We start from the raw sequence: 21,036 nt of genomic DNA on the forward strand, positions 1-21,036 counted from the left end.
CCCCGCTTCGCTACACTGCCGGATTCGGAGACACCGGTGCGGACAGGGAAGTGACGGCTAGTCGAATGGCACGCATATCCATGGCCACAGCCGTCCTAGGGCCGATTGCCGCCATTGCCGCGGCTGCCGTGCTCACCGCCTGCTCCGCCGACGATCCCGCGCACCGCTCGTTCCGCCCGCAGGTGATCACGGCGTCCGGAATCCCGTACACAGGCAACGGAATCGCCGCCCTGGACCCGCAGGCGATCATGGCGACGACGGTCAAGGCCACCTCCTCCGCGCCTACGGTCCACCTCACCGGTTCGCTCAGCGGCGTACCGGTACCCAGTGCACCGGCGACTGACTCGGCGCGAAGCCGATACGAGGCAACCGGCTCGGGCTCGAACGCCGACGGTTCATCCTCCACCGCCGTGCCCTTCAGCGCCGGGAAGTTCACGGTGGACATGGTTTTCACCCAGTTCGGTGCGGTCGGCGACATCACCAGCGGGAGCGTCACCAGCCGCCTGCTGCGCGTCGAGGACGAGGTATGGACCGCGGAACCCGCGTCGTTCTGGAAGGAGATCGGCGCGATCGACAACGGGAATGCATACGGCGGCCTGTACGTGCGAATACCGGCGGCCGATCCCCGGTACGGCGGGTTCTCCGAGGACACGCGCATCGGCTACCTGCTCGACCATCTGCTGCTGACGTCCACGACCTGGGCGAAGGGGCCCGTCGGCACCGTCAACGGCGAGAACGCGCTGGAGTTGGACGGCATCGGGCACAACGGGCACAAGGCGTCGATCTGGGTGGCCACAGACGGTCGGCCGTACATCCTGCGTATCGCGCCGACGGCCGGCAGTTATCGGGGCCGGATCGACTTCACCGACTACGAGGATCGCGTCGCGGTCCAAGCGCCGCTGCCCGGCCAGGTGCTCGGCAACGCGCTGCTGGTGGTGCCCAGTGCGAGCCCGAGCGCGACTCCCAGCGCGCAGCCGACCGCCACGGGACCGGCCAGGCCCACGGCGACCGTCACCGGCAGCCCGCAGGTCGACGTGAGCGCCTCGGCTTCCGCCTCGTCCAGCGCGTCGCCGTCCGCCTCGGACACGCTCTCGCCGTCCGCGTCCCCGTCGCCGAGCGCCTCGCAGACCGGCCGCGCCGGGCCCCACTAGGCGGTGTTGGGGAATGTATCAAGGCAACGTTTCGGCCGTGCGTCCAGGCGAAGTCGATCACCGGACTCGCCCCTTGAGGCATTCCCCAACACCGCCTAGGCCGGACGAGCGGGAGGGGGGCGCGTCTCAGCGCGAGCGCGTGGTCGCGGGCGAGGGCGGAACGGGAGCAGCCCCGGACGCGGGGGAGTAACGGCGCGGGCCCTCGATCAGCGCGCCGTGCGGTCGGATGCGGAAGATCGCCGAGTTGATCGCCCACCGCTCCGGCTGCGCCTCGCCGTCGTGTGCGTTGAGCCGCTTGGAGTGCAGTACCGGAACGACCGCGGCCCACTCCTCGCCGTCCGGCGTGATCCGGGACACCAGGCCGGGCCAACTCGCCAGCCGGCCGCCCTTGTCCTTGGACCGCACGGTGACCCGCACCGTGATCCCGTCGGCCAGTCCGGGCAGCGACTGCTCGCCGCCCCCCACCACGACGTAGACGGCGCCCTGGCCGTCCTGCTCGTGCCACACGTGCCAGGCGGCCCGGTCGCGCGCGCCGGGGACCGCGATCCAGATCAAACCCGACTTCTTACACGCCTCCTCGACGAGTGCGGCGTCCGGGACGGACAGCGTGGAAGGGCCGGAGGCGGGCGAGGGCGCGGACACCGACGGGCTGGTCATGGCTCAGAACTTTCCCACAGTGCCGTCGGGCGTCTCATAGGGGGGACAGCGTGTAGAAGTTCGCGTCCCCGGAGTTAGGCTGGCCGCGCCACCATGTCACGACCGCAGCCGAGGAGCACCCCTGACAGCCCACACCGCTCCCGCTCCCGCGCGGTTGCCGGTCTCCGCAGTACACCGGCCTCCGAGGGCTGATATCGCGGTCCTCGCGGTGGCCATCGCCGCGGTCGGGACCTCGGGGCCGCTGATCGCCGCCACGGCCGCGCCCGCGCTCGCCATCGCCTTCTGGCGCAACGTCTTCGGCGCCGCCGCGCTCACTCCCTTCACGCTCTGGCGGCATCTCGGCGAACTGCGCGCGCTCAGCGGCGCGCAATGGCTCTCCAGTCTTTTCGCGGGAGTGGCCCTCGGCCTGCACTTCTCGGCCTGGACGCCCAGCCTGACCATGACGTCGGTCGCCTCCGCCACCGCGTTCGCCGCGGCGCAGCCGATCTTCGCGGCGCTGATCGCGCGGCTGCGCGGCGAAAACGTCTCCCGGCAGGCCTGGCTGGGCATCGTGATCGCGGTGGTGGGAGTGGTCGCGCTCTCCGGTGTCGACCTGCGCGTGTCGTTGCGCGCGTTCTCCGGTGACCTGTTGGCGCTGCTGGCGGGCGCGCTCGCCGCGATCTACATGACGGTCGGCGCGAGCGTGCGCAAGACGGTGTCCCTCGCGCCGTACGCAGTGGTCTGCTACAGCACCGCCGCGTTCGTCCTGGCCGGCCTCGCGCTGGCCACGGGCGAGCATCTGGGCGGCCTGTCCGGCGACGCCTGGCTCAAGATCCTGGGTCTCACCGCCGGAGCCCAGCTACTCGGGCACACGCTGTTCAACCGGGTGCTCAAGACCACCAGCGCGACCGTGGTCTCGCTGTGCATCTTGTTGGAGGTACCTGCGGCCGCGCTGATCGCGGCGCTGTGGCTGCGCCAGGTACCGTCCTGGTCGATGGTGCCCGGCGCGGTGCTGATCCTGGCCGGGCTGGCCGTGGTGACCCTCGGCGGCGGCACGGCGGCGTCCGAGGCTGCGGCGTCGGGCGGTGCGACACTCGATGCGGACACGCGTGGCACGGATCACCCCGGGGTGCCCGAGACGTTGGATGTGACCGGCCAGTAACCTGGCGGTGTCATCCGGTCCGTACCCGCTTCGGGAGGGAACCCGCCCCATGGCCAACGCCAACCGCTCACGCCGCTCCTGCCTCGCCGTTCCCGGTTCCAATCCGCGCTTCCTGGAGAAGGCCCAGACGCTGCCCGCCGACCAGGTCTTCCTGGACCTGGAGGACGCCTGCGCCCCGCTGGAGAAGGAGGGCGCCCGGCTCAAGATCGTCGACGCGCTCAACCAGGGCGACTGGACCGGCAAGACCCGCACCGTGCGGGTCAACGACCTGACCACGCACTGGACCTACCGCGACGTGGTCACGGTCGTGGAGGGCGCCGGGGCCAACCTGGACTGCATCATGCTGCCGAAGGTGCAGGACGCCGGGCAGGTGGTGTGGCTGGACCTGCTGCTGACCCAGATCGAGAAGACCATGGGCTACGAGGTCGGCCGCATCGGCATCGAGGCGCAGATCGAGAACGCCAGGGGCCTGGTCGAGGTGGACGCGATCGCCGCGGCGTCGCCTCGGGTGGAGACGATCATCTTCGGCCCGGCCGACTTCATGGCCTCGATCAACATGAAGTCCCTCGTCGTGGGCGAGCAGCCGCCGGGGTACGACGTCGGCGATGCCTACCACTACATCCTCATGCGCATCCTGATGGCCGCGCGCGCCAACGACGTGCAGGCGATCGACGGCCCGTACCTCCAGGTGCGCAACCCTGAGGGTTTCCGCCGGGTCGCCGGCCGCAGCGCCGCCCTCGGCTTCGACGGCAAGTGGGTGCTGCACCCGGACCAGATCGCCATCGCCAACGAGCTCTATGCCCCGACGCAGGAGGACTACGACCACGCCGAGTTGATCCTCGACGCGTACGAGTACTGCACCTCGGAGGCGGGCGGGAAGAAGGGTTCGGCGATGCTCGGCGACGAGATGATCGACGAGGCGTCCCGGAAGATGGCGCTGGTGATCGCGGGTAAGGGGCGGGCCGCCGGATACACCCGCACCTCCAAGTTCGAGCCGCCGGCCGCCTGACCGTCACCGGATCGGGCCCCGCCCCGGAGCCTCGATCGTGCCCGGCCGCGAGACGTGAGCGTCCGCCTGGCGAATCCACGCCAGGCGTCGCTCCGACCTGTTCGGGTGATCCGATGATCACTTGATCGGGTGGCCCGCCTGACCTGGACTTTCCCTGCCGGATCTCATGGGAGAAACGAGCGTCGAGCGGGACGTTCACTCCGAACACCTGCAGTGGGAGTACCGCGACGGATCCAGGCGGTTCTTCATCCCGGACGTGGCTGTCGCCTACCCGGGGGCGCGTAGCAGGCAGGAGCTGCAGGACTACGTCGTGCTCATCGTCGAAGTCACGTCCCCCGACTCCCCTGACACCGTGGCGAACGACTTCGGTGTCAAACCGAAGCGCTACGCGAAGAACGGCGTTCCGTTCTACCTACTCGTCGACCAGGAACGCGGCGAGTGGATGCTCCATTCGCTGATCAAGGACCGGCCGCGCTACGAAGTGCACTCGACCGGCGCATATGGCAAGCCCATCGTGCTTCCCGAGCCATTCGGCTTCAGCATCGACACCACCCAGTGGCCGCCATACCCGCCCGAGGCGGAATAGCAGCCGCTCGCACCGTGCCGGCCCACACCGCGTCGGCCCGCGCAGTGGTCGGGGCCACACTTCACAACGCGGCGGCTCCCGGGGATACTCACCAGTAACCAAGCAGGCGGCAACGTCCACCGCCCCGCACCCCGTTCGGGGGCGGGAGCACGAGTGACCCGGGAGCCCAGTCAAGATGGCACGTCTCGCCCGCACCGAGGGCCTCAGCGAGGTCCAGCAGGAGATCCTGGCCGCCGTCCACGCCTTCGTGGACAAGGAGATCATTCCCGTCGCCAACGAACTGGAGCACGCCGACGAGTATCCGGCCGAGATCGTCAAGGGCATGGCCGAGATGGGCCTGTTCGGGCTGATGATCCCGGAGGAGTACGGCGGCATCGGCGAGTCGCTGCTGACCTATGCGCTCGTGGTCGAGGAGATCGCGCGCGGCTGGATGTCCGTGTCCGGCATCCTCAACACGCACTTCATCGTCGCGTACATGATCAAACAGCACGGTACCGAGGAGCAGCAGGCGCACTTCCTGCCGCGCATGGCCGAGGGCGCAGTGCGCGCCGCCTTCTCGATGTCCGAGCCCGCGCTCGGCTCGGACGTCGCCGCCATCAAGACCAAGGCGGTGCGCGACGGCGCGGACTATCTGATCACCGGCCAGAAGATGTGGCTGACCAATGGCGGCACCTCCAGCCTGGTCGCGCTGCTCGCCCGCACCGACGAGGGGCAGGAGGCACCGCATCGGAACCTCACCGCCTTCCTCATCGAGAAGGAACCGGGCTTCGGACAGGTGGCCCCCGGGCTGACCGTGCCGGGCAAGATCGCCAAGATGGGCTACAAGGGCGTCGACACGACCGAACTTATCCTGGACAACGTGCGCGTCCCGGCCGACCGGGTGCTCGGCGGCGTCACCGGCCGCGGATTCGCGCACATGATGGACGGAGTCGAGGTCGGCCGGGTCAACGTGGCCGCCCGCGCCTGTGGCATCGCGCTGCGCGCCTTCGAACTCGGCATCGCGTACGCGCAGCAGCGTCACACCTTCGGCAAGCCGATCGCGCAGCACCAGGCGATCCAGTTCAAGCTCGCCGAGATGGCCGTGAAGGTCGAGGCCGCCCACCAGATGATGGTGCGCGCCGCGCGGGTCAAGGACGCCGGGCGGCGCAACGACCTGGAGGCCGGCATGGCCAAGTACCTGGCCGCCGAGTACTGCAAGGAAGTCGTCGAGGACTCATTCCGCATCCACGGTGGCTACGGCTACTCGAAGGAATACGAGATCGAACGCCTTTACCGAGAGGCCCCGATGCTGCTGATCGGGGAGGGCACCGCCGAGATCCAGAAGATGATCGTCGGCCGTCGCCTGCTGGAGGAATACAAACTCAGGAGCTGACCGGCGCGCGGTCGTCTGAAAAGCCGTAACAACGGGGTCTTAAAGTTGAACGTATGGGAGCGGTAACGAAGCCGACGTCGCTTGAACTGCGCCGTCTCGTGCCCGGCCGCCTGGTGCGAGTGGCCGGCAGCGCACACCACGTCGTGGTGGACGAAGGCCAGGCCAGGGCGCCGGTGGTGGTGTTCACCTCCGGTCTCGGCGGGGCCTGGTACGACTGGGACGCGGTGGTCCCGCTACTGGCGGGGCGGGCCACCCTTGTGCGCTTCGACCGGCCGGGCCTCGGCTGGTCACAACCCGCCGCCGTGCCGCCGACCCTCGCCGGGGAGGCCGAGCGGATCAGGGAACTGTTGAGCGTGCTGGACCTGCCGGGTCCGGTGGTGCTGGTCGGTCATTCGCTGGCCGGCTTCCACGTGGAGGGCTTCGCACGGCTGTACCCGGAGCTGACCGCCGGAGTCGTGCTCGTGGACAGCTCCACCGAACCGCAGGCGGTACCGCAGCCCGCGTACTCGCAGCGGGTGCGCCGCTGGCGCAGGATAGGCGAGGCGGGCCGGGTCAGCGGCGTCGGCGGGCTGCTCGGTCCCGCGGCATGGCGCGTCGTGGTCGCGGCCACGACCGTTCGCGGCGTCCCGGCGGCCGACCCGCAGCACGTGGCGGCCACCTTCGCGGCCGGCCGTCCGGGCGTGGCCGCGATGGTGGAGAACACGCTGTACTTCGACGTGGCCGCCGAACTGCTGGAACTGCGCTGCGAACGGGACTTCCCGGCGGTGCCGCTCCAGGTGCTCGCCGCGTTCGGCCGATCCCGGATCGAGCGCGCGGTCATGCCCCGCGGCCTGGCCTCCCGGGTCGCGGACGCTTGGCGGCTGCGCCAGCGGGACCTCGCGGCGCTCTCCCCGCTCGGCGAGCTGACGGAACTGCCCGACAGCGGGCACTTCATTCCCTTCGACCGTCCTGACGCGGTCGCGGACGCGGTATTCAACGTCCTCCAGGCGATGCAGACTGAACGCGGATTACCGGACACGCGCTGACGTGAGACGGTGCAATGAGGCAGGATAGGGCGCGAAACGCGACTGGGAGGGCTCTAGGCTCCAATGGCAACCTATTACGTGATCGCACGCGTGGACGGCACCCGCCAAGTGGGCCCGGACCGGCAGACCGTCGATCTGGCCGACGCACTGGCCCGCGGCATCACCCATTTCATCCAGATCCCCGAACTGGACGATGACGAGCGGTCGACCGATCCGTACGGCCTGCTGGTGCACCCCGAGCCCGCACAGGCCGGCCTCGGCATAGCCGACGACATGACCCTCACCCTCGGCGTCGACGGGGCATTCCGGCTCTTCCAGCTCCAGGCGGTGCCCGCGCCGGACCACTTCACCCCAAGCTCCGCGGTCGGCTCGCAGGCCATCGTCACCCGCGAGTTCCTGGCCGTAGCCGAGGTTCCGGCCTGGTGGGCGTACGGACCGCACGGCCGCCACGTCCTCGGGCTGATCTACGCGCTCGGCGGCCTCAAGCGCGAGGAACTGGACGCGATCGGCCGGCGGATCGACGGCGCGGGCCTGAACTTCGCCAAGGTCAAGTTCGACGCGCTGAGCGTCGCAGACCGGTTCATCGCCGGATCCGGGCGCACCGGCGCGGCCAGGCTCGCCCGCGGCTATGCGCGCGCCGCCACGTACGGCACCTGGGACCGGGACTCGGCTCTCGGGCACGCCGCCTCGCTCGCGGGCGACATCGCGCACGTGATGAGCGTCGGAGACCTGGTTCCCGAGGTGACCCTCGACTCGCTCACCGCCTGGCTCGCACCGCAGCTGAGCGAGCTGCATCCGGCGGGCGAGGGCCCCGACTACGTCGCCGTGCCGCAGCAGGACGGCGCTGATGAGAGCGCCGACGAGAACGCGTGACCTAAGCCACGGCGACCCTGCTACCGATCGGTAACTTCTTGCGGCAAGATGGCGGTGCCCCACCGTACCGGCGACAAGAGGAGCTGACCGCGATGCAGTTCGGCCGCTACTTCGAGGAGTTCGAGGTCGGTGCCGTCTACAAGCACTGGCCGGGCAAGACCGTGACCGAGTATGACGATCACCTCTTCTGCCTGCTCACGATGAACCACCACCCGCTGCATCTCGACGCGCACTACGCGGAGCAGACCACCGACTTCAAGCGCAACGTGGTGGTGGGCAACTACATCTACTCGCTGCTGCTGGGCATGTCAGTGCCCGATGTATCCGGCAAGGCGATCGCGAACCTGGAGATCGAGTCGCTTCGGCACATCGCGCCGACCTTCCACGGGGACACCCTCTACGGCGAGACCACGGTCCTCGACAAGACCGAGTCCAAGTCCAAGAACGACCGCGGTGTCGTGTATGTGGAGACACGCGGCTATAAGCAGGATGGCACCGTAGTGTGCGTATTCCGCCGCAAAGTCATGGTGCCCAAGCGCTCATACGGAGACGACCGCGGCGGCGAGCAACCGGGCAGGCCGGAACCGGTATCCTGACACACCGGCCGCATCGGCCCCCGTCAGAGTGACGGATGCTTGACTGGAGACACCTGAACGGGGGACTGTTCAGCCTATGAAGGGCGAGCCAAGTTGCCCGCGGTGCGGGAGCCGAGTGCGTGCTCCCGGAGACCCGTCGGCCCTGCTGCCAGTGGTTCCGGAGGATCTGGCCCGGCCTGTGCCGGATACCGTGCCGGACAACCTGGCCGAACTTCCGGTCGACCTGTTGCCGTTGCACTCGCCCGGACCGGGGGCTGAACTGTGGAGCTGCGAGGTGCACGGCTCGGTGTACCCGGTGCAGCCGATCCTGGCCCCCAGCCTGGAGGTGCTCGCCTCGGTGGTGCACCGCTCGCAGGTGCCCCTCTGGCTGCCCTGGCCGCTGCCACACCGCTGGGTGTTCAGCGGGGTCGCCTACGCGGGCGACCACCACACCGGCGCGCGCGCCACGGTCGTGGCGGCCAGCGGGCCGTCCCCGTTCGGCGGCGACGGCGACATGCTGCTGATCGCCGAGGAGATGGGAATCGGGCTCGGGGCGCGGTTCGCCGGGTTGGCCGGCCCCGACCCCGGTCCGATCTTCGAGGACACCGCCGCGCACGCGAAGGTGTACGCCGCCGGGCGCCCCACCCCGATGTGGTCGGTGCCTGACACCGGCGACCGCGCCGTGTTCGTGGGCGAGGCACGCGGAATGTGGCTGTGGCTGGTGCTGTGGCCCGCACTCGCGGGCACGTTGCTGTACGAGGACCTGGTACTCACCGACCTGCGCGACGCCACCTCGGAGATCGCGCAGTTGCCGGTCGGCTCGCTCTCACCGCGCTTCTTCGCCTGACCGCGCGTCCCTGTAAGGTGATTGGCGTTCGGCCTGACGGGCCGGACGCCGGGACGGACGAGTCAGGACCAGGATGCGCATCGACCTGCATACGCACAGCTCTTGCTCGGACGGCACGGACACCCCGACACAGCTGGTCGAGGCCGCCAAGGCCGCCGGGCTCGACGTCATCGCGCTCACCGACCACGACACCACCGCTGGCTGGGACGAGGCCGCCGCGGCGGGCGAGCGGCTCGGGGTCACGGTGGTGCCGGGCGCGGAGCTCTCCTGCCGGCTGAACGGCATTCAGATCCATCTGCTCGGCTACGGTTTCGACCGCGCCGAACCGGAATTCGCCCGGGAGCGCAACCTGCTGCGCGACGATCGCGAGCGTCGTGCCGAGCTCATAGTGCGGCGCTGCCGGGAACTCGGCGCGCCGATCACGTGGCAGCGGGTGCGGCAGATCGCGGGCAGCGCCTCGATCGGCCGTCCGCACGTGGCCAGCGCGCTGGTGGAGGCCGGCATCGTCGCCTCGGTCGACGAGGCGTTCTCGTCAGACTGGCTCGCCGACGGCGGCCGGGCCTATGTGGCGAAGTACGCCCTCGACCCGTACCGCGCCCTGGATCTGCTACGCGCCTCGGGTGGCATCGCCGTCTTCGCGCACCCGGCGGCGGGTCGGCGCGGCCGGATCGTGACGGACGAACAGGTCGCGGATCTGGCCGGAGCCGGGCTTCGCGGTATCGAGGTCGACCACGTCGACCACGACGCCGCCGCGCGCGAACGAATCAGGGGACTGGCTGCCGACCTGGGGCTGGTGCCGACCGGGTCCAGCGACTACCACGGCCTGCGCAAGACGGTGCGCATCGGCCAGAACACCACCGCCGCAGAGGCTTACGAGGAGCTGTTCGACCACACACCCTGGTCACGCCCCGGGGCGCGCAGCGATGCCTGACGCCGCGTCGGTGCGTGCCCGCCCGGCCGAGGCTGTGGCGGCGTGAACCTCACCCTGTTTGGCACCTCGTTCATCACATTGTTCGTCATCATGGACCCGCCGGGCACGGTGCCGATCTTCCTCGCCTTGACCTCGGGCCGCTCGAAGCGGGACCGCAGGCGGCTCGCGCAGCAGGCCGCGCTCGTCTCGCTCGTGGTCATCTCCTGCTTCGCGGCGTTCGGCCAGCAGATCCTGAAGTATCTCGGCATCACCGTGCCCGCGCTGGAGGGCTCAGGCGGCCTGCTGCTCCTGCTGATCGCGCTGGAGTTGCTGACCGGCCGGGCGGACGAGCCGAGCGGGACCGCCGACGTCAACGTCGCGATGGTGCCGCTGGGCACGCCACTGCTGGCCGGTCCGGGCGCGATCGTCGCGGTGATCCTGTTCGTTCAGCGCATCCACTCGGCCGGTGACTTCGTCGCGGTCGCCGCGGCGATCCTGCTCACGCACCTGGTGATCTGGCTGACCATGCGTTTCTCGGTGCACATCATCCGGGTGATCAAGGACTCCGGAGTCACGTTGGTCACTCGGATCGCGGGTCTGCTGCTCGCCGCGATCGCGGTGCAGATGATCGCCGAATCGGCGATCGCCTTCGCCAAGGTCGCCTGAGGCTTACGGCTGCGGGTCCCCCCAGGGCGCTGCGTCCGTGCGCCGCTGTGCGCGGTCAGCCGAGCCAGAACTCCAGCAGAGCGTGTGCGACCAGGTCCGGCTGTTGGGTGTTGGGGGAGTGGCCCGCGCCCGCGATGAGCGCGAATCGTGCGCCGAGCCTGTCAGCGGTTTCACGCAGCAGCTGCGCGGACCAGACGTCCTCGTCCGCGCCGGTCATGACCAGGCAGGGCAGCTGCCAGGCGTCAAGCAGAGCCTTGAGGGCGTCGGTGCGGTCCGGCTCGCTCAGGAGGCGCCGGGCGACGGCGAACAGCGACGCGGGCTCGTTGGCCAGCCAGCGGCGTAGCAGGAACGCGCTCACGTGCGGGTCCGGGTGCTCATCGACCGGGCTGAACTCGTGGATCTGCCGGAGCGTCAGTTTTCCCTCGACGGACAGCAGCAGTCCGAGTTGATCGCGCGACTGTTTCGCGACGACGGCGCCGGGCCCCGAGTCGAGAAAAGTCACCGAGGCCAGCGGAAGCCGGGTGTCGGTGTCGGTGTCGGTGTCGGTGTCGGTGCCCGCGTCGAGGCGCGCGCCGAGCAGCGCCTCGCGGACCGCGTGCCCGCCGAAGGAGTGGCCGAGCAGGTGTACCGGACCACCCGCTTCGGCGGCGAGCGCGCGTACCAGGGCTCGGATATCGGACCCGAAGACGCTGGTGCCGTAGCCTTCGCCGTCAGGGCCGTCGAGCGAGTAGGGGCGAGCGTCGGCGACGCCGGGTGTGTCGCACTGGCCGCTCTGGTCGATCGCGACGACGCGGACGCCGGCCTCGGTCAGCGGTTCGAGGACATGCAGGAAGTCCTCCTTGGAGCCGGTGAAGCCGGGTACCAGCAGCGCTGTCGCGCGCGGCGCGGCGTCAGGGCGCGCGTCCAGGGCCGCAACCGGTCCGAACACGCCGGCCGGAGCGAGCTCGACGCGGCGGGCGCGGCGTGGAAGAACCGTTGAGGCTGGTGTCGACACGTCGCGCCCGATCCCTGGGTCTCTACTGCTGGGCCTGCGGAGTTTCGGTGATCGGCTCCGCCGCCGCCGCCGCCGCCGACTTGCGGCTGCGCGCCGCGCGCACACGGGTGCGGCGCGGATTCGCCACCGGTCCCGCCGCGGCATCCTGCGCGACGGCCTCCGGCTCGGCCGCTGCGACGGGCCCTGTGGCGGCCGCTGCGACGGCCTCCGGCTCGGCGCTCTTGCGGGCGCGCACCCGCTTGCGCGGTTGCGCCGCGGGCGCCTCCGGGGCGCTCTGTACGCTCTGCGCGGCCTGAGCTTCACTCGCCTCGGGCTGCGGCTGCGGCTGCGGGTCGCGGGCCGGCTCCAGCGGTCCGGCCAGCGACCCGGGCGCGAGCTTGATCCTGCTTTCGCTAGCTGTCGGGGTCGCGGGCTTGCGGGTACGGGTCCGCTTGCGCGGCGCCTTCTGCTCCGTCACCTCTTGGGCGACCACGGACTGCGGTGCCGCAACCGGCGGTGCCACGTCCTGCGTGGTCTCCTCGACCGCTGCCTCGTCGGAACGCCCCACCTTTTGGCCCTGGCGGCTGCGCGTACGCGTGCGCTGCCGGGGAGTGCGCGGCGGCCGCTCCTGACTCGACGGCTCCTTGCGGCCGGCGCGCGGCGAGCGGCTTCGCCCGGTCTCGCCGAGGTCCTCGATCTCCTCGGCCTCCAGGCCCTGGCGCACCCGCTCCAGGCGCGGCAGCACGCCCTTGACGCCCTCGGGGATGCCCAGGTCGGCGTAGAGCTGCGGGGAGGTCGAGTAGATCTCCGCGGGCTCGGGGTACGGCAGGTCCAGCGCCTTGTTGATCAGCTGCCAGCGTGGTACCTCGTCCCAGTCCACGAACGTCACCGCGGTGCCCTTGTTACCGGCCCGGCCGGTGCGGCCGGTCCGGTGCGTATACACCTTCTCGTCCTCCGGGCACTGGAAGTTGATCACGTGTGTAACGCCCTCGACGTCGATACCGCGCGCCGCGACGTCGGTCGCGACGAGCACATCGATCTTCCCGTTGCGGAACGCCCGCAGTGCCTGCTCGCGTGCGCCCTGCCCGAGGTCGCCGTGCACCGCGGCGACGGCGAAGTGCCGGTCGGACAGTTCCTCGGCGACCTTCGCGACGGTGCGCTTGGTGCGCGCGAAGACTATGGTCAGTCCGCGGCCCTCGGCCTGCAGGATGCGCGCGAGCATCTCGACTTTGTCGAGGGAGTGGGCGCGGTAGACGAACTGCGCGATGTTCTTGACCGTGGCGCCCAGGTCGGCCGGGTCGGCGGCGCGGATGTGCGTCGGACGCGACATGTACCGGCGGGCCAGCGAGATCACTTCGCCGCGCATCGTCGCCGAGAACAGCATGGTCTGCCGGTCGGCGGGCAGTTGCGCGATGATCCGCTCGACGTCCGGCAGGAAGCCGAGGTCCAGCATCTCATCGGCCTCGTCCAGGACCAGGGTGCGCACGCCGCCGAGTTCCAGGTGCTGCTGACGGGTCAGGTCGAGCAGCCGGCCGGGCGTGCCGACCGCGATGTCGATTCCCGCGCGCAGCGCGGCGACCTGTGGTTCGTAGGCCCGCCCGCCGTAGAGGGCGTGAACGCGGATGGCGCGCACCTTGCCCGCGTCCAGCAGGTCGTTGGTGACCTGTATGGCCAGTTCGCGGGTCGGCACGACCACCAGGGCCTGCGGGGAGCCGTGCGCGGGCGTCAGGCCCGCGGCCGGGGCCGCGGTGCGGGTGCGCCGCCGGCGACGGGATCCGCCGCTGGCGGGCGCGGCGGCGGCCGAGGTCTCGCCGGTGGCGACCTCGGCCTGTTCGAGCGGTTGCGAGTCTGGGCCGCTGACGCGCTGGAGCAGCGGGATGCCGAACGCGAGGGTCTTGCCGGTGCCGGTCTTGGCCTGGCCGATCACGTCCGCTCCGGACAGCGCGACCGGGATGGTGGCGGACTGGATCGGGAACGGGGCGGTGATACCGAGCGCGTCGAGCGCCTCTACGGTCTCCGGCAGGACGCCGAGTTCGGCGAAGCTGCGGGCCGGGGCTGCGGCCTCGGTGTCGGGGATGAATTCCTCTGCTGCGGGCGACTGTGACTCTGTAAGGATGCTGATGTTATTGACCTTTTCGTCCTCGGTGACGGCGGGCGTCCCGGAGAGACCAGCCGATTCGGCGTGAGCCGCGAGCTGCTCGTCGGGTTCGGCCGGGTGCCGATGGCTTCCGAGTCGAGCGTCCGTGCGGGCTCGGGTCTCGGTTAGCCGGGTAAATCACCCGACCGGTCGCAGGGCCGCTGCCGTCGTCGTCAGGGGCGGGCCGTGCGGTCGGAGCCGATCGGGGTGCTTTCGGCCGACCGGGCATCCTGTGCGGATCAGCGGCTTCCGGGCGGGCCCGGACTCCGCTGATGCAGTCAAGTCACCATATTACCAGGCGGTTCGCCAGCGATCGAGTACGCTGCGTCATGTGCAGGCCGACCTGACAGAATCACGCGCGGCGGCGGCGGTTTACGCGGCGCTCGCCGAGTTCGAGCGCTTGGCCGCGCTCCTGCCTCTCGCTCCCGCGTTGGCCGATCGGATGGCCGTGGCGCAACTGATGTCACGGCAACATGCTCACTATTCCGAACTGCTGGAACGTGTGCAGGCTGCCGGTGATCCGCAGCCGGCCATGGCGGCGGCCGCGGTGCCGATCGATGAGGCGCGACGGCGGGTCGAATCCGCGGATTGGTGGGACGCGCTGGCGGCGGTGGCGCTGTGCGGGCGGCTCACGGACGAACTCTTCGGCGAGTTGCTCCACGGGGATCAGCGCGCCGACGAGGATGTCGACGAAGTGTCGGCATGGGCCATGGAGCGGCTGCGCGCGGCGATCGCGGCGGACTCGGTTCTGGCCGCGCGGCTGGCCATGTGGGCCCGCCGACTGCTCGGCGAAGCCATCGTGCTCGCGCGTGAATTCGGCGGTGAGCGTTATCCCGAGCTGGCGGACCGGCTGGCCGCCGCGCACGAGCGCCGGATGGCCGCGCTGGGCCTTTCGAACTGACCGTCAACGCGGCAACCGGCGCTCACGCAGGTACAGCGTCCATCCGCAGACCAGCAGCGCGGACACGAGGGCCGCGAGCATCAGCCGCGTACCGTGGAAACCGCCGCCCAGGAGCACGACCCCGAGCACACCGCCGACGAGCGCCCCGCCGACACCTGCGGCCACTGCGGAGAGTCGGATCACCGCACGACTACCGGGAACGGCGAGCCCGCCCAGCCCGCCGATCACCAGTCCCAACGCGGTCAGCCTCAATATCTCCCAGAAGAGCATGAAACTGACGCTACGTCACTTCCGCGCATAACGCCTGTACGGCTATCTCAGAGAGCGCCGAACCCGACCCGGCGAGAGGTCGGCTCGCCGATCTCGACGTACGCCAAGCGGTCGGCGGGCACGATCACCTTGCGTCCCTTCTCGTCGCTGAGTACCAGCAAACCGGCCTTGCCGGTGAGTGCGGCCGACACGACCTTTTCCAGCTCTTCGGCGCTCAGCTCGGACTCAAGGGAGAGTTCCCGGGCCGCGTGCTGTACGCCGATCTTGATCTCCACGGTGGTTGGTTCCTTCCACGTAGGCAAGACGCCGGTCTTCGAGTAACCAGAAGACGCTTATGACGAAGCCTACGTGCTCGGCCGCGCGTACCGCGTTGATCGACGCGTATACCCGTCCGTTCTGCGAGCTCCGGCGTCGTGCTTTTCGCCGCGGTCCGCCACGACCGCGTAACGCAGACCGTGCCGCCTCAGAGGTGAGGGAAACCGGCGATCCCGCGCCACGCGAGTTGCGAGATCAGCTGGGCCGCAGTGTCGCGCGGCACAGGCATCCCGGAGGACAGCCAGTAGCGCGCGGTGACCTGCGAGATGCCCGTCAGTCCGACCGCGAGGACCATCGACTCCTCCTGGTTGAGCCCGGTGTCCTCCGCGATCACCGCGCTGATCAGTTCCGCGCAGTCCAGTTCGGCCTTGCTGACCCGATCGCGCACCGCAGCCTCGTTGACCAGGTCCGATTCGAACACCAAGCGGAACGCGCCGCTCTCGTGCTCGACGAACTGGAAGTAAGCGCCCATCGTCGCGGCGACGCGCTGCTTGTTGTCCGTCGTCGACTCCAGCGCACTGCGCACCGCGTCGACCAGCAACTCGCAGTGCTGGTCCAACAGGGCGAGGTACAGCTCCAACTTCCCAGGGAAGTGCTGGTAGAGGACTGGCTTCGACACTCCCGCGCGGTCCGCGATGTCATCCATCGCAGCGGCGTGATACCCCTGTGCGACGAAGACCTCCTGCGCGGCGCCGAGCAACTGGGTACGACGCGCCAGCCGCGGCAGCCGAGCAGACCGGGGACGGTCGTCGGCGTTGTAGAGCGTTTCGGCTGTACTCACGATGCCTCTGTCATGGGTCCGCGGGTGAAGCAAGTCACACTGCATCCTACGCGGCGGTAACCTCTCGGGGCCAGGCTGCCACCTTCCGCGCCATGCGGTGGTCACCGAACCGGCGAGCGGCCTTCTCGCATTCTGAGATGCCTGTCCCGGCGGCGGTCACGCGTTCCGAGGGCTGACGAGACACATCACGGCCGCGTTCGGCCGTGACGCCTCGCCGGGGAACCGGACTAGCGATACTCGTCCTCGTCCATAGGCACCGAAAGGGCCTGTTCAGCGGCGTCCGCCGGATTCGCCTCCAGCGGTGGCTGCGGCTGCTCAAGCGCCGCTTCCCAATCCTCGTCCTCGTCTCCGGCCACCGGCAGCGACTGCTCGGCTGCGTCGGCCTCGGGGGCCTCGTACGCGTCGGTGAACTGCTGCTCGGTCATCAGTTGAACCCCTCGTCCGGTGGGCTTGCGCCCTTAATCGTCGACTTTACGCCGGTCTCACCCTGCGGTCCTCATTGACGGGAATGCGCGCCGAAGTGGCACGGTTGCCTCAAAGGACTTCTTCAAACACGAGTGAGGGGACGGCTGTGTCCGCAGCGCCTGTGAAGCTGCCTCCGCTGGTCGAACCGGCGAGCGAGCTGACCGTCGACGAGGTGCGCCGGTACTCGCGCCACCTGATCATCCCGGACGTCGCGATGGACGGCCAGAAGCGCCTGAAGAACGCGAGGGTGCTCTGTGTCGGTGCCGGCGGCCTCGGCTCGCCCGCCCTGATGTACCTTGCCGCGGCCGGTGTCGGCACGCTCGGCGTCATCGAGTTCGACACGGTGGACGAGTCCAACCTGCAGCGCCAGATCATCCACGGCCAGTCGGACATCGGGCGCTCCAAGGCGCAGTCGGCACGTGACTCGGTGCGTGAGATCAACCCGTACGTGAACGTGGTCCTGCACGAGGAGCGGCTGGACTCCGAAAACGTGATGGAGATCTTCTCGCAGTACGACCTGATCGTCGACGGCACCGACAACTTCGCCACCCGCTACCTGGTCAACGACGCGTGCGTGCTGTTGAACAAGCCCTACGTCTGGGGTTCGATCTACCGCTTCGACGGCCAGGCCGCGGTCTTCTGGTCCGAACACGGCCCCTGCTACCGCTGCCTCTACCCGGAGCCCCCGCCCCCGGGCATGGTTCCCTCGTGCGCCGAGGGCGGCGTGCTCGGCGTGCTGTGCGGCTCGATCGGCGCCATCCAGGTCACCGAAGCGATCAAGCTGCTCACGGGCATCGGCGAGCCGTTGGTCGGGCGCCTGATGATTTACGACGCCCTGGAGATGACGTACCGCACCGTCAAGGTTCGTAAGGACCCGGAGTGCGCGGTCTGCGGCAAGAACCCGACTGTCACCGAACTGATCGACTACGAGGCCTTCTGCGGCGCCGTCTCCGAGGAGGCGATCGAGGCTGCCAGAGACTCGACGATCACTCCGGCCACGCTCAAGCAGTGGATCGACGCGGGCGAGAACATCCAGATCATCGACGTGCGCGAGCCCGCCGAGTACCAGATCGTCTCGATCCCCGGCGCCACGCTGATCCCGAAGAACGAGTTCATCATGGGTGACGCGCTCTCGAAGCTGCCGCAGGACAAGCGGGTCGTGCTGCACTGTAAGTCGGGCGTGCGTTCCGCGGAGGTACTGGCGCTTGTGAAGGCGGCCGGGTTCTCCGACGCGGTGCACGTCGGCTCGGGCATCGTCGGCTGGGTCAACCAGATCGAACCGCACAAGCCGATCTACTGAATCCGGGGGTTACGCATCTACAGCGCGCCCTTGCGCTGTAGATGCGTAAACGCGAAGTACCCCGGAATGACCGGGAGATACGTGCGCAGCAGCCGAAAGAGGAAAACGGCAGGCGTGCCCACCGCGGCCGACAGACCGCCGATACTCGTCAAGGCGCCCGCCATCGCCAACTCGACCGTGCCGATACCGCTGGGCACCGGAATGACCGAACCGATGGCCTGAGCGGTGAGGAAGACCACCGCGGTCGTCGCGTAAGAGATGTTGGAGTGCGGCGAGATCGCCAGGATCGACGCCCAGAGACAGAGCGCGTTCATCAGTGACAGCAGGATCGTGCCGCCGAGGCCGGCAGACAGCTTCTGCGGGTTCTGCGCGACGTCGAGCAGTCGCGGCAGGGTGCCCTCGAAGAAGGGCTTGAGCCGGGCGACGGCGAACTTGCGCAGCGGTTTCACGCCGATCGTGATCATCGCGAAGACGCCGATCGTCAGCAGAATGGCGATGACCACCGTGGACGGCGCCCAGGCGCTGTGCCCGGTGCTGCCGGTGTTCGCGATGAAGCTGAACGCGGCGATCAGCGCGATGTGCATGATGAAGCCGACCGCCTGCGAGGCGCCGACCGCACTGACCGCCGGGCCCGTGGCGATGCCCTGCTTCTGCAGGTACCGCGTGTTGAGCGCGACGCCACCGACGGCCGCGGGCGCAACGATCGACACGAAGCCCGCCGCGACCTGCACCAGGAAGTTGCGGACCACGGGCAACCGCTCGGGGATGAACCCGGTCAGTACCATCGCGGCCGCCACATACGTCATGACCGAGCTGGCCACGGCCACGATCGCCCACCACGGAGAAGCCGTGGCAAGGATCTTCGAAGGGCTGATGCTCGAACCTGCGCTCGCCAGCTGGTAGAGCACCAGATACGCGGCGACCAGACCCGCGGCGACCGTCAGGAGGGTGCGCGGTCGCAGCCGTTCCAGCTTGACCGGCTCGGCCACGCGGATCGCGGCCTGTGGCTGATAGGTGAGAATCTGCTCGCGGATGCGCTGCAGGAGATCCTTCGACTTGCGCACCGCGGTGCGCGTCGTGCGGGTGAGCACGACGGGTTGCAGCATCGGCAGCGCCGCACCCATGGCTTCTACGCCGAGAACCTGCGCTCCGGCGCGTACCGTGCGCTCGGGTCCGAACCGCAGCGCCAACGTGGCCATCAGTTCCGCGGTATCCAGCCGGGTCTGCAACGCGCTGGCCGCGATCTCCCCGTTGCGCAGATCCATCAGCCACACTTGCCCATCGCGATCCACCAGCAGCGAATCGAGGGCAAAGCGGCGGTGCGCCACCTGGTGCAACTGCATCTGCTGCTGAAGCTGCCAAATGCTGGTCAGCAGTTCGTCGGTCAGCTCCTCCGCCGAGAGCTTCTCCAAGGTCCGGCCTTCGACCCGCTCATAGGCGAGCAGCGCGGCGTCCGCGCTGAGCTCGCGCACCGCCACCAGACGCGGGGTCCGGATACCTGCGTCGCGCAATGCGTAGGACATCAACGCTTCTTGGTCCACCGCGCGCCTAAGTGACAGCAGGTTGCGCCGTTGGGCCGGGCCGCGCAGCCTGATCCTCCGGTACAGCCGGTACACCAAGCCGACCGCCTGCCTGTCGCGGTCCAGCACGGTCACGTCGAGCAGGCGGCCGTCGTGGGTGTCGGCCTCGTAGCGCCGCGTGTCCTCGGTTTCGCCGGTCCAGTGGCAGGCGACGGGCTGAAGCCCCGCGTCGAACAGCGAGGTGACCACGTCGTACCCGGTCGGCCTGGCATTGACGACGCCGCGCGCGTAACGCCAGCCGAACGCCACGGTGCGGCCGAACAGGAAGGTCACCATCAATCCGACCAGTGCGCTGTTCCCGTTGATCAAGGTCGCTACGGCGTAAGTCAGCACACAGGACCAGGTGAAGGTCTGCAGCGCCGGCCGGTCGCCGAACCCGATCATGGTCAGGAAGGCGATCACGGTGGCGATATAGACGTGCAGCGGCGTGGTCGTGCTGGTGCCCAGATGGCGGGTCAGCACCTCGGAAAGCCAGTCGGTCGACGCGCTCGAATCTATCCACAGGTTGAGCAGTGTCGCGATGAGGTAGGCGATGGCCGCCGCGATGACGCCGTCCGCGACCCTCCGGCCCTCACGCCGGTAAAGACGCTCGATGGCCAGCCCGACCGGGATCACGGCGGTCGCGATGTTGGTCAGCAGGGTGATCGTGGACAGGAAGAGCTGTGGCGCGAGCGTGATGCTGTTGTGGATGTCCGTTTCCAGACCCGTCGTGGTGCTCGCACCGGGCACCGCGAGCAGCAGTACGACGGCGATAAGGCCGGTCTCGAACAGCAACCGCATCAAGTCCGGCGGACGTCTTATCCGTCGCGGCTCCGGTGGCTCGTCCACCATGATCTGAGTCGGCAGCAACACGGACCGCGCAGGATCGGGCACACCGGAGACAGGCTTGGCCGAGTCACGGGTGGCGTTGCCACCCCGGTTCAAGCTCACTGGATCCCTGTCTTCGTGTTCCCGCTTTGCCGCAGGCCCGATCTGCGTGGGCACTCTCGTCCTATCGTTACCTATCCAGATGCTTCTACGCAGCCCGCGTGTGCGGCGCGGCGGCTTTCCCCGCCGATATCCTGGCGGCTTCGGTGTCGGCGTAAATCCATCCGAAGGTTGATTGTGACGCAACCCGGTCTCGTTCCAGCGACTGACCCCGGCGCGCGCGAGTACGTCCGCAAGGTGCTCGCGGTGGTCGCGTCGATTCCGCGTGGCAAGGTGATGACCTACGGTGACATAGCCGAATACCTGGAGGACGGTGGTCCGCGGCAGGTGGGAGCCGTGATGGCCAGGCACGGCGGCAGCGTGCCGTGGTGGCGGGTGGTCAACGCCTCCGGGGCGCTGCCGACGCAACTGCGCGGCAAGGCGGCAGCGCAGTACGCGAACGAGGGCACACCGTACGACAAGTCTCGCGAACGGGTGGATTTGCGGACAGCCCGGTGGGACGGCCACTTGTCGAGTCCGGATGCCCGATGAATTCCGATAATCCTCTTGCCCGAGTCCACGTTGGCCTGGTCGGG

General features: G+C 69.2%; 22 protein-coding genes. 14 read left to right on the top strand and 8 right to left on the bottom strand.

Annotated features, from left to right (window positions below; genetic code table 11):
* Positions 1-80: 80 nt before the first annotated feature.
* The gene (locus tag KGA66_RS11370; RefSeq protein ID WP_211467544.1) at positions 81-1,151 is read left to right on the top strand and encodes a hypothetical protein; all 1,071 of its coding nucleotides are present in this window, start codon (positions 81-83) and stop codon (positions 1,149-1,151) included.
* Between the two features lie 126 nt (positions 1,152-1,277).
* Here KGA66_RS11370 and KGA66_RS11375 read toward each other — a convergent pair whose 3' ends face one another.
* Entirely contained in the window at positions 1,278-1,808 is a 531-nt protein-coding gene (locus KGA66_RS11375) for a hypothetical protein (RefSeq protein ID WP_211467546.1), read from the bottom strand.
* A 208-nt stretch (positions 1,809-2,016) separates the two neighbouring features.
* On the opposite strand from KGA66_RS11375, the gene KGA66_RS11380 reads away from it, so the two are divergent.
* The 10 genes from KGA66_RS11380 to KGA66_RS11425 all read left to right on the top strand — a co-directional run bounded on the left by KGA66_RS11380 (position 2,017) and on the right by KGA66_RS11425 (position 10,812).
* Complete coding sequence (locus KGA66_RS11380; protein WP_211467548.1) at positions 2,017-2,949, top strand: DMT family transporter; 933 nt, start codon at positions 2,017-2,019, stop codon at positions 2,947-2,949.
* Between the two features lie 49 nt (positions 2,950-2,998).
* Positions 2,999-3,958: an HpcH/HpaI aldolase/citrate lyase family protein gene (locus KGA66_RS11385; RefSeq protein ID WP_211467550.1), complete on the top strand. Its 960-nt coding sequence runs from the start codon at positions 2,999-3,001 to the stop codon at positions 3,956-3,958.
* Positions 3,959-4,124: 166 nt separating this feature from the next.
* A complete protein-coding gene (locus KGA66_RS11390) occupies positions 4,125-4,544 on the top strand; it encodes a Uma2 family endonuclease (protein ID WP_211467551.1) in 420 nt (139 codons plus the stop codon).
* 175 nt (positions 4,545-4,719) lie between these two features.
* Positions 4,720-5,916: an acyl-CoA dehydrogenase family protein gene (locus tag KGA66_RS11395; RefSeq protein WP_211467553.1), complete on the top strand. Its 1,197-nt coding sequence runs from the start codon at positions 4,720-4,722 to the stop codon at positions 5,914-5,916.
* Between the two features lie 53 nt (positions 5,917-5,969).
* Positions 5,970-6,941: an alpha/beta fold hydrolase gene (locus tag KGA66_RS11400; protein ID WP_211467555.1), complete on the top strand. Its 972-nt coding sequence runs from the start codon at positions 5,970-5,972 to the stop codon at positions 6,939-6,941.
* 63 nt (positions 6,942-7,004) lie between these two features.
* Positions 7,005-7,814, top strand: a complete 810-nt coding sequence (locus KGA66_RS11405; RefSeq protein WP_211467557.1) for a hypothetical protein — start codon at positions 7,005-7,007, stop codon at positions 7,812-7,814.
* A gap of 92 nt (positions 7,815-7,906) precedes the next feature.
* Complete coding sequence (locus tag KGA66_RS11410; protein ID WP_211467559.1) at positions 7,907-8,410, top strand: MaoC family dehydratase; 504 nt, start codon at positions 7,907-7,909, stop codon at positions 8,408-8,410.
* Positions 8,411-8,588: 178 nt separating this feature from the next.
* Positions 8,589-9,236, top strand: coding sequence for a DUF6758 family protein (locus KGA66_RS11415; RefSeq protein ID WP_312886865.1), 648 nt, complete (start codon positions 8,589-8,591; stop codon positions 9,234-9,236).
* Positions 9,237-9,309: 73 nt separating this feature from the next.
* Positions 9,310-10,167, top strand: a complete 858-nt coding sequence (locus KGA66_RS11420; protein WP_211467561.1) for a PHP domain-containing protein — start codon at positions 9,310-9,312, stop codon at positions 10,165-10,167.
* A gap of 42 nt (positions 10,168-10,209) precedes the next feature.
* Positions 10,210-10,812: a MarC family protein gene (locus KGA66_RS11425; RefSeq protein ID WP_312886866.1), complete on the top strand. Its 603-nt coding sequence runs from the start codon at positions 10,210-10,212 to the stop codon at positions 10,810-10,812.
* Between the two features lie 55 nt (positions 10,813-10,867).
* Here the strand turns inward: KGA66_RS11425 and KGA66_RS11430 are convergent, their stop codons facing one another.
* Together KGA66_RS11430 and KGA66_RS11435 are read right to left on the bottom strand one after the other, a co-directional pair.
* Positions 10,868-11,806 (bottom strand): alpha/beta fold hydrolase, encoded by a 939-nt coding sequence (locus KGA66_RS11430; RefSeq protein ID WP_211467563.1) that lies wholly within the window; start codon positions 11,804-11,806, stop codon positions 10,868-10,870.
* 22 nt (positions 11,807-11,828) lie between these two features.
* Positions 11,829-13,712 carry a DEAD/DEAH box helicase gene (locus KGA66_RS11435; protein ID WP_369015851.1) on the bottom strand — a complete coding sequence of 628 codons (1,884 nt, stop codon included), beginning with the start codon at positions 13,710-13,712 and terminating at the stop codon, positions 11,829-11,831.
* A gap of 442 nt (positions 13,713-14,154) precedes the next feature.
* On the opposite strand from KGA66_RS11435, the gene KGA66_RS11440 reads away from it, so the two are divergent.
* Positions 14,155-14,823, top strand: coding sequence for a ferritin-like fold-containing protein (locus KGA66_RS11440; protein ID WP_211467564.1), 669 nt, complete (start codon positions 14,155-14,157; stop codon positions 14,821-14,823).
* Positions 14,824-14,826: 3 nt separating this feature from the next.
* Here KGA66_RS11440 and KGA66_RS11445 read toward each other — a convergent pair whose 3' ends face one another.
* The 4 genes from KGA66_RS11445 to KGA66_RS11460 all read right to left on the bottom strand — a co-directional run bounded on the left by KGA66_RS11445 (position 14,827) and on the right by KGA66_RS11460 (position 16,614).
* A complete protein-coding gene (locus tag KGA66_RS11445; protein WP_211467566.1) occupies positions 14,827-15,093 on the bottom strand; it encodes a hypothetical protein in 267 nt (88 codons plus the stop codon).
* A 47-nt stretch (positions 15,094-15,140) separates the two neighbouring features.
* The gene (locus tag KGA66_RS11450; RefSeq protein WP_211467568.1) at positions 15,141-15,368 is read right to left on the bottom strand and encodes a DUF3107 domain-containing protein; all 228 of its coding nucleotides are present in this window, start codon (positions 15,366-15,368) and stop codon (positions 15,141-15,143) included.
* Positions 15,369-15,556: 188 nt separating this feature from the next.
* Positions 15,557-16,189 carry a TetR/AcrR family transcriptional regulator gene (locus KGA66_RS11455; RefSeq protein ID WP_312886867.1) on the bottom strand — a complete coding sequence of 211 codons (633 nt, stop codon included), beginning with the start codon at positions 16,187-16,189 and terminating at the stop codon, positions 15,557-15,559.
* Between the two features lie 227 nt (positions 16,190-16,416).
* Positions 16,417-16,614 carry an Rv3202a family protein gene (locus KGA66_RS11460; RefSeq protein WP_211467572.1) on the bottom strand — a complete coding sequence of 66 codons (198 nt, stop codon included), beginning with the start codon at positions 16,612-16,614 and terminating at the stop codon, positions 16,417-16,419.
* A 161-nt stretch (positions 16,615-16,775) separates the two neighbouring features.
* Between KGA66_RS11460 and moeZ the strand changes: the two genes are divergently transcribed.
* Positions 16,776-17,954 (top strand): adenylyltransferase/sulfurtransferase MoeZ, encoded by a 1,179-nt coding sequence (gene moeZ / locus KGA66_RS11465; RefSeq protein ID WP_369015852.1) that lies wholly within the window; start codon positions 16,776-16,778, stop codon positions 17,952-17,954.
* Positions 17,955-17,971: 17 nt separating this feature from the next.
* Here moeZ and KGA66_RS11470 read toward each other — a convergent pair whose 3' ends face one another.
* Positions 17,972-20,386, bottom strand: a complete 2,415-nt coding sequence (locus tag KGA66_RS11470; protein WP_211467575.1) for a lysylphosphatidylglycerol synthase transmembrane domain-containing protein — start codon at positions 20,384-20,386, stop codon at positions 17,972-17,974.
* A gap of 252 nt (positions 20,387-20,638) precedes the next feature.
* Here KGA66_RS11470 and KGA66_RS11475 point away from each other — a divergent pair, with 252 nt between their 5' ends.
* On the top strand, positions 20,639-20,992 hold the full coding sequence (locus KGA66_RS11475) for an MGMT family protein (protein ID WP_211467577.1): 354 nt from the start codon (positions 20,639-20,641) through the stop codon (positions 20,990-20,992).
* Positions 20,993-21,036 lie beyond the last annotated feature (44 nt).

This window comes from Actinocrinis puniceicyclus, assembly GCF_018283645.1.
Taxonomy (GTDB): domain Bacteria; phylum Actinomycetota; class Actinomycetes; order Streptomycetales; family Catenulisporaceae; genus Actinocrinis; species Actinocrinis puniceicyclus.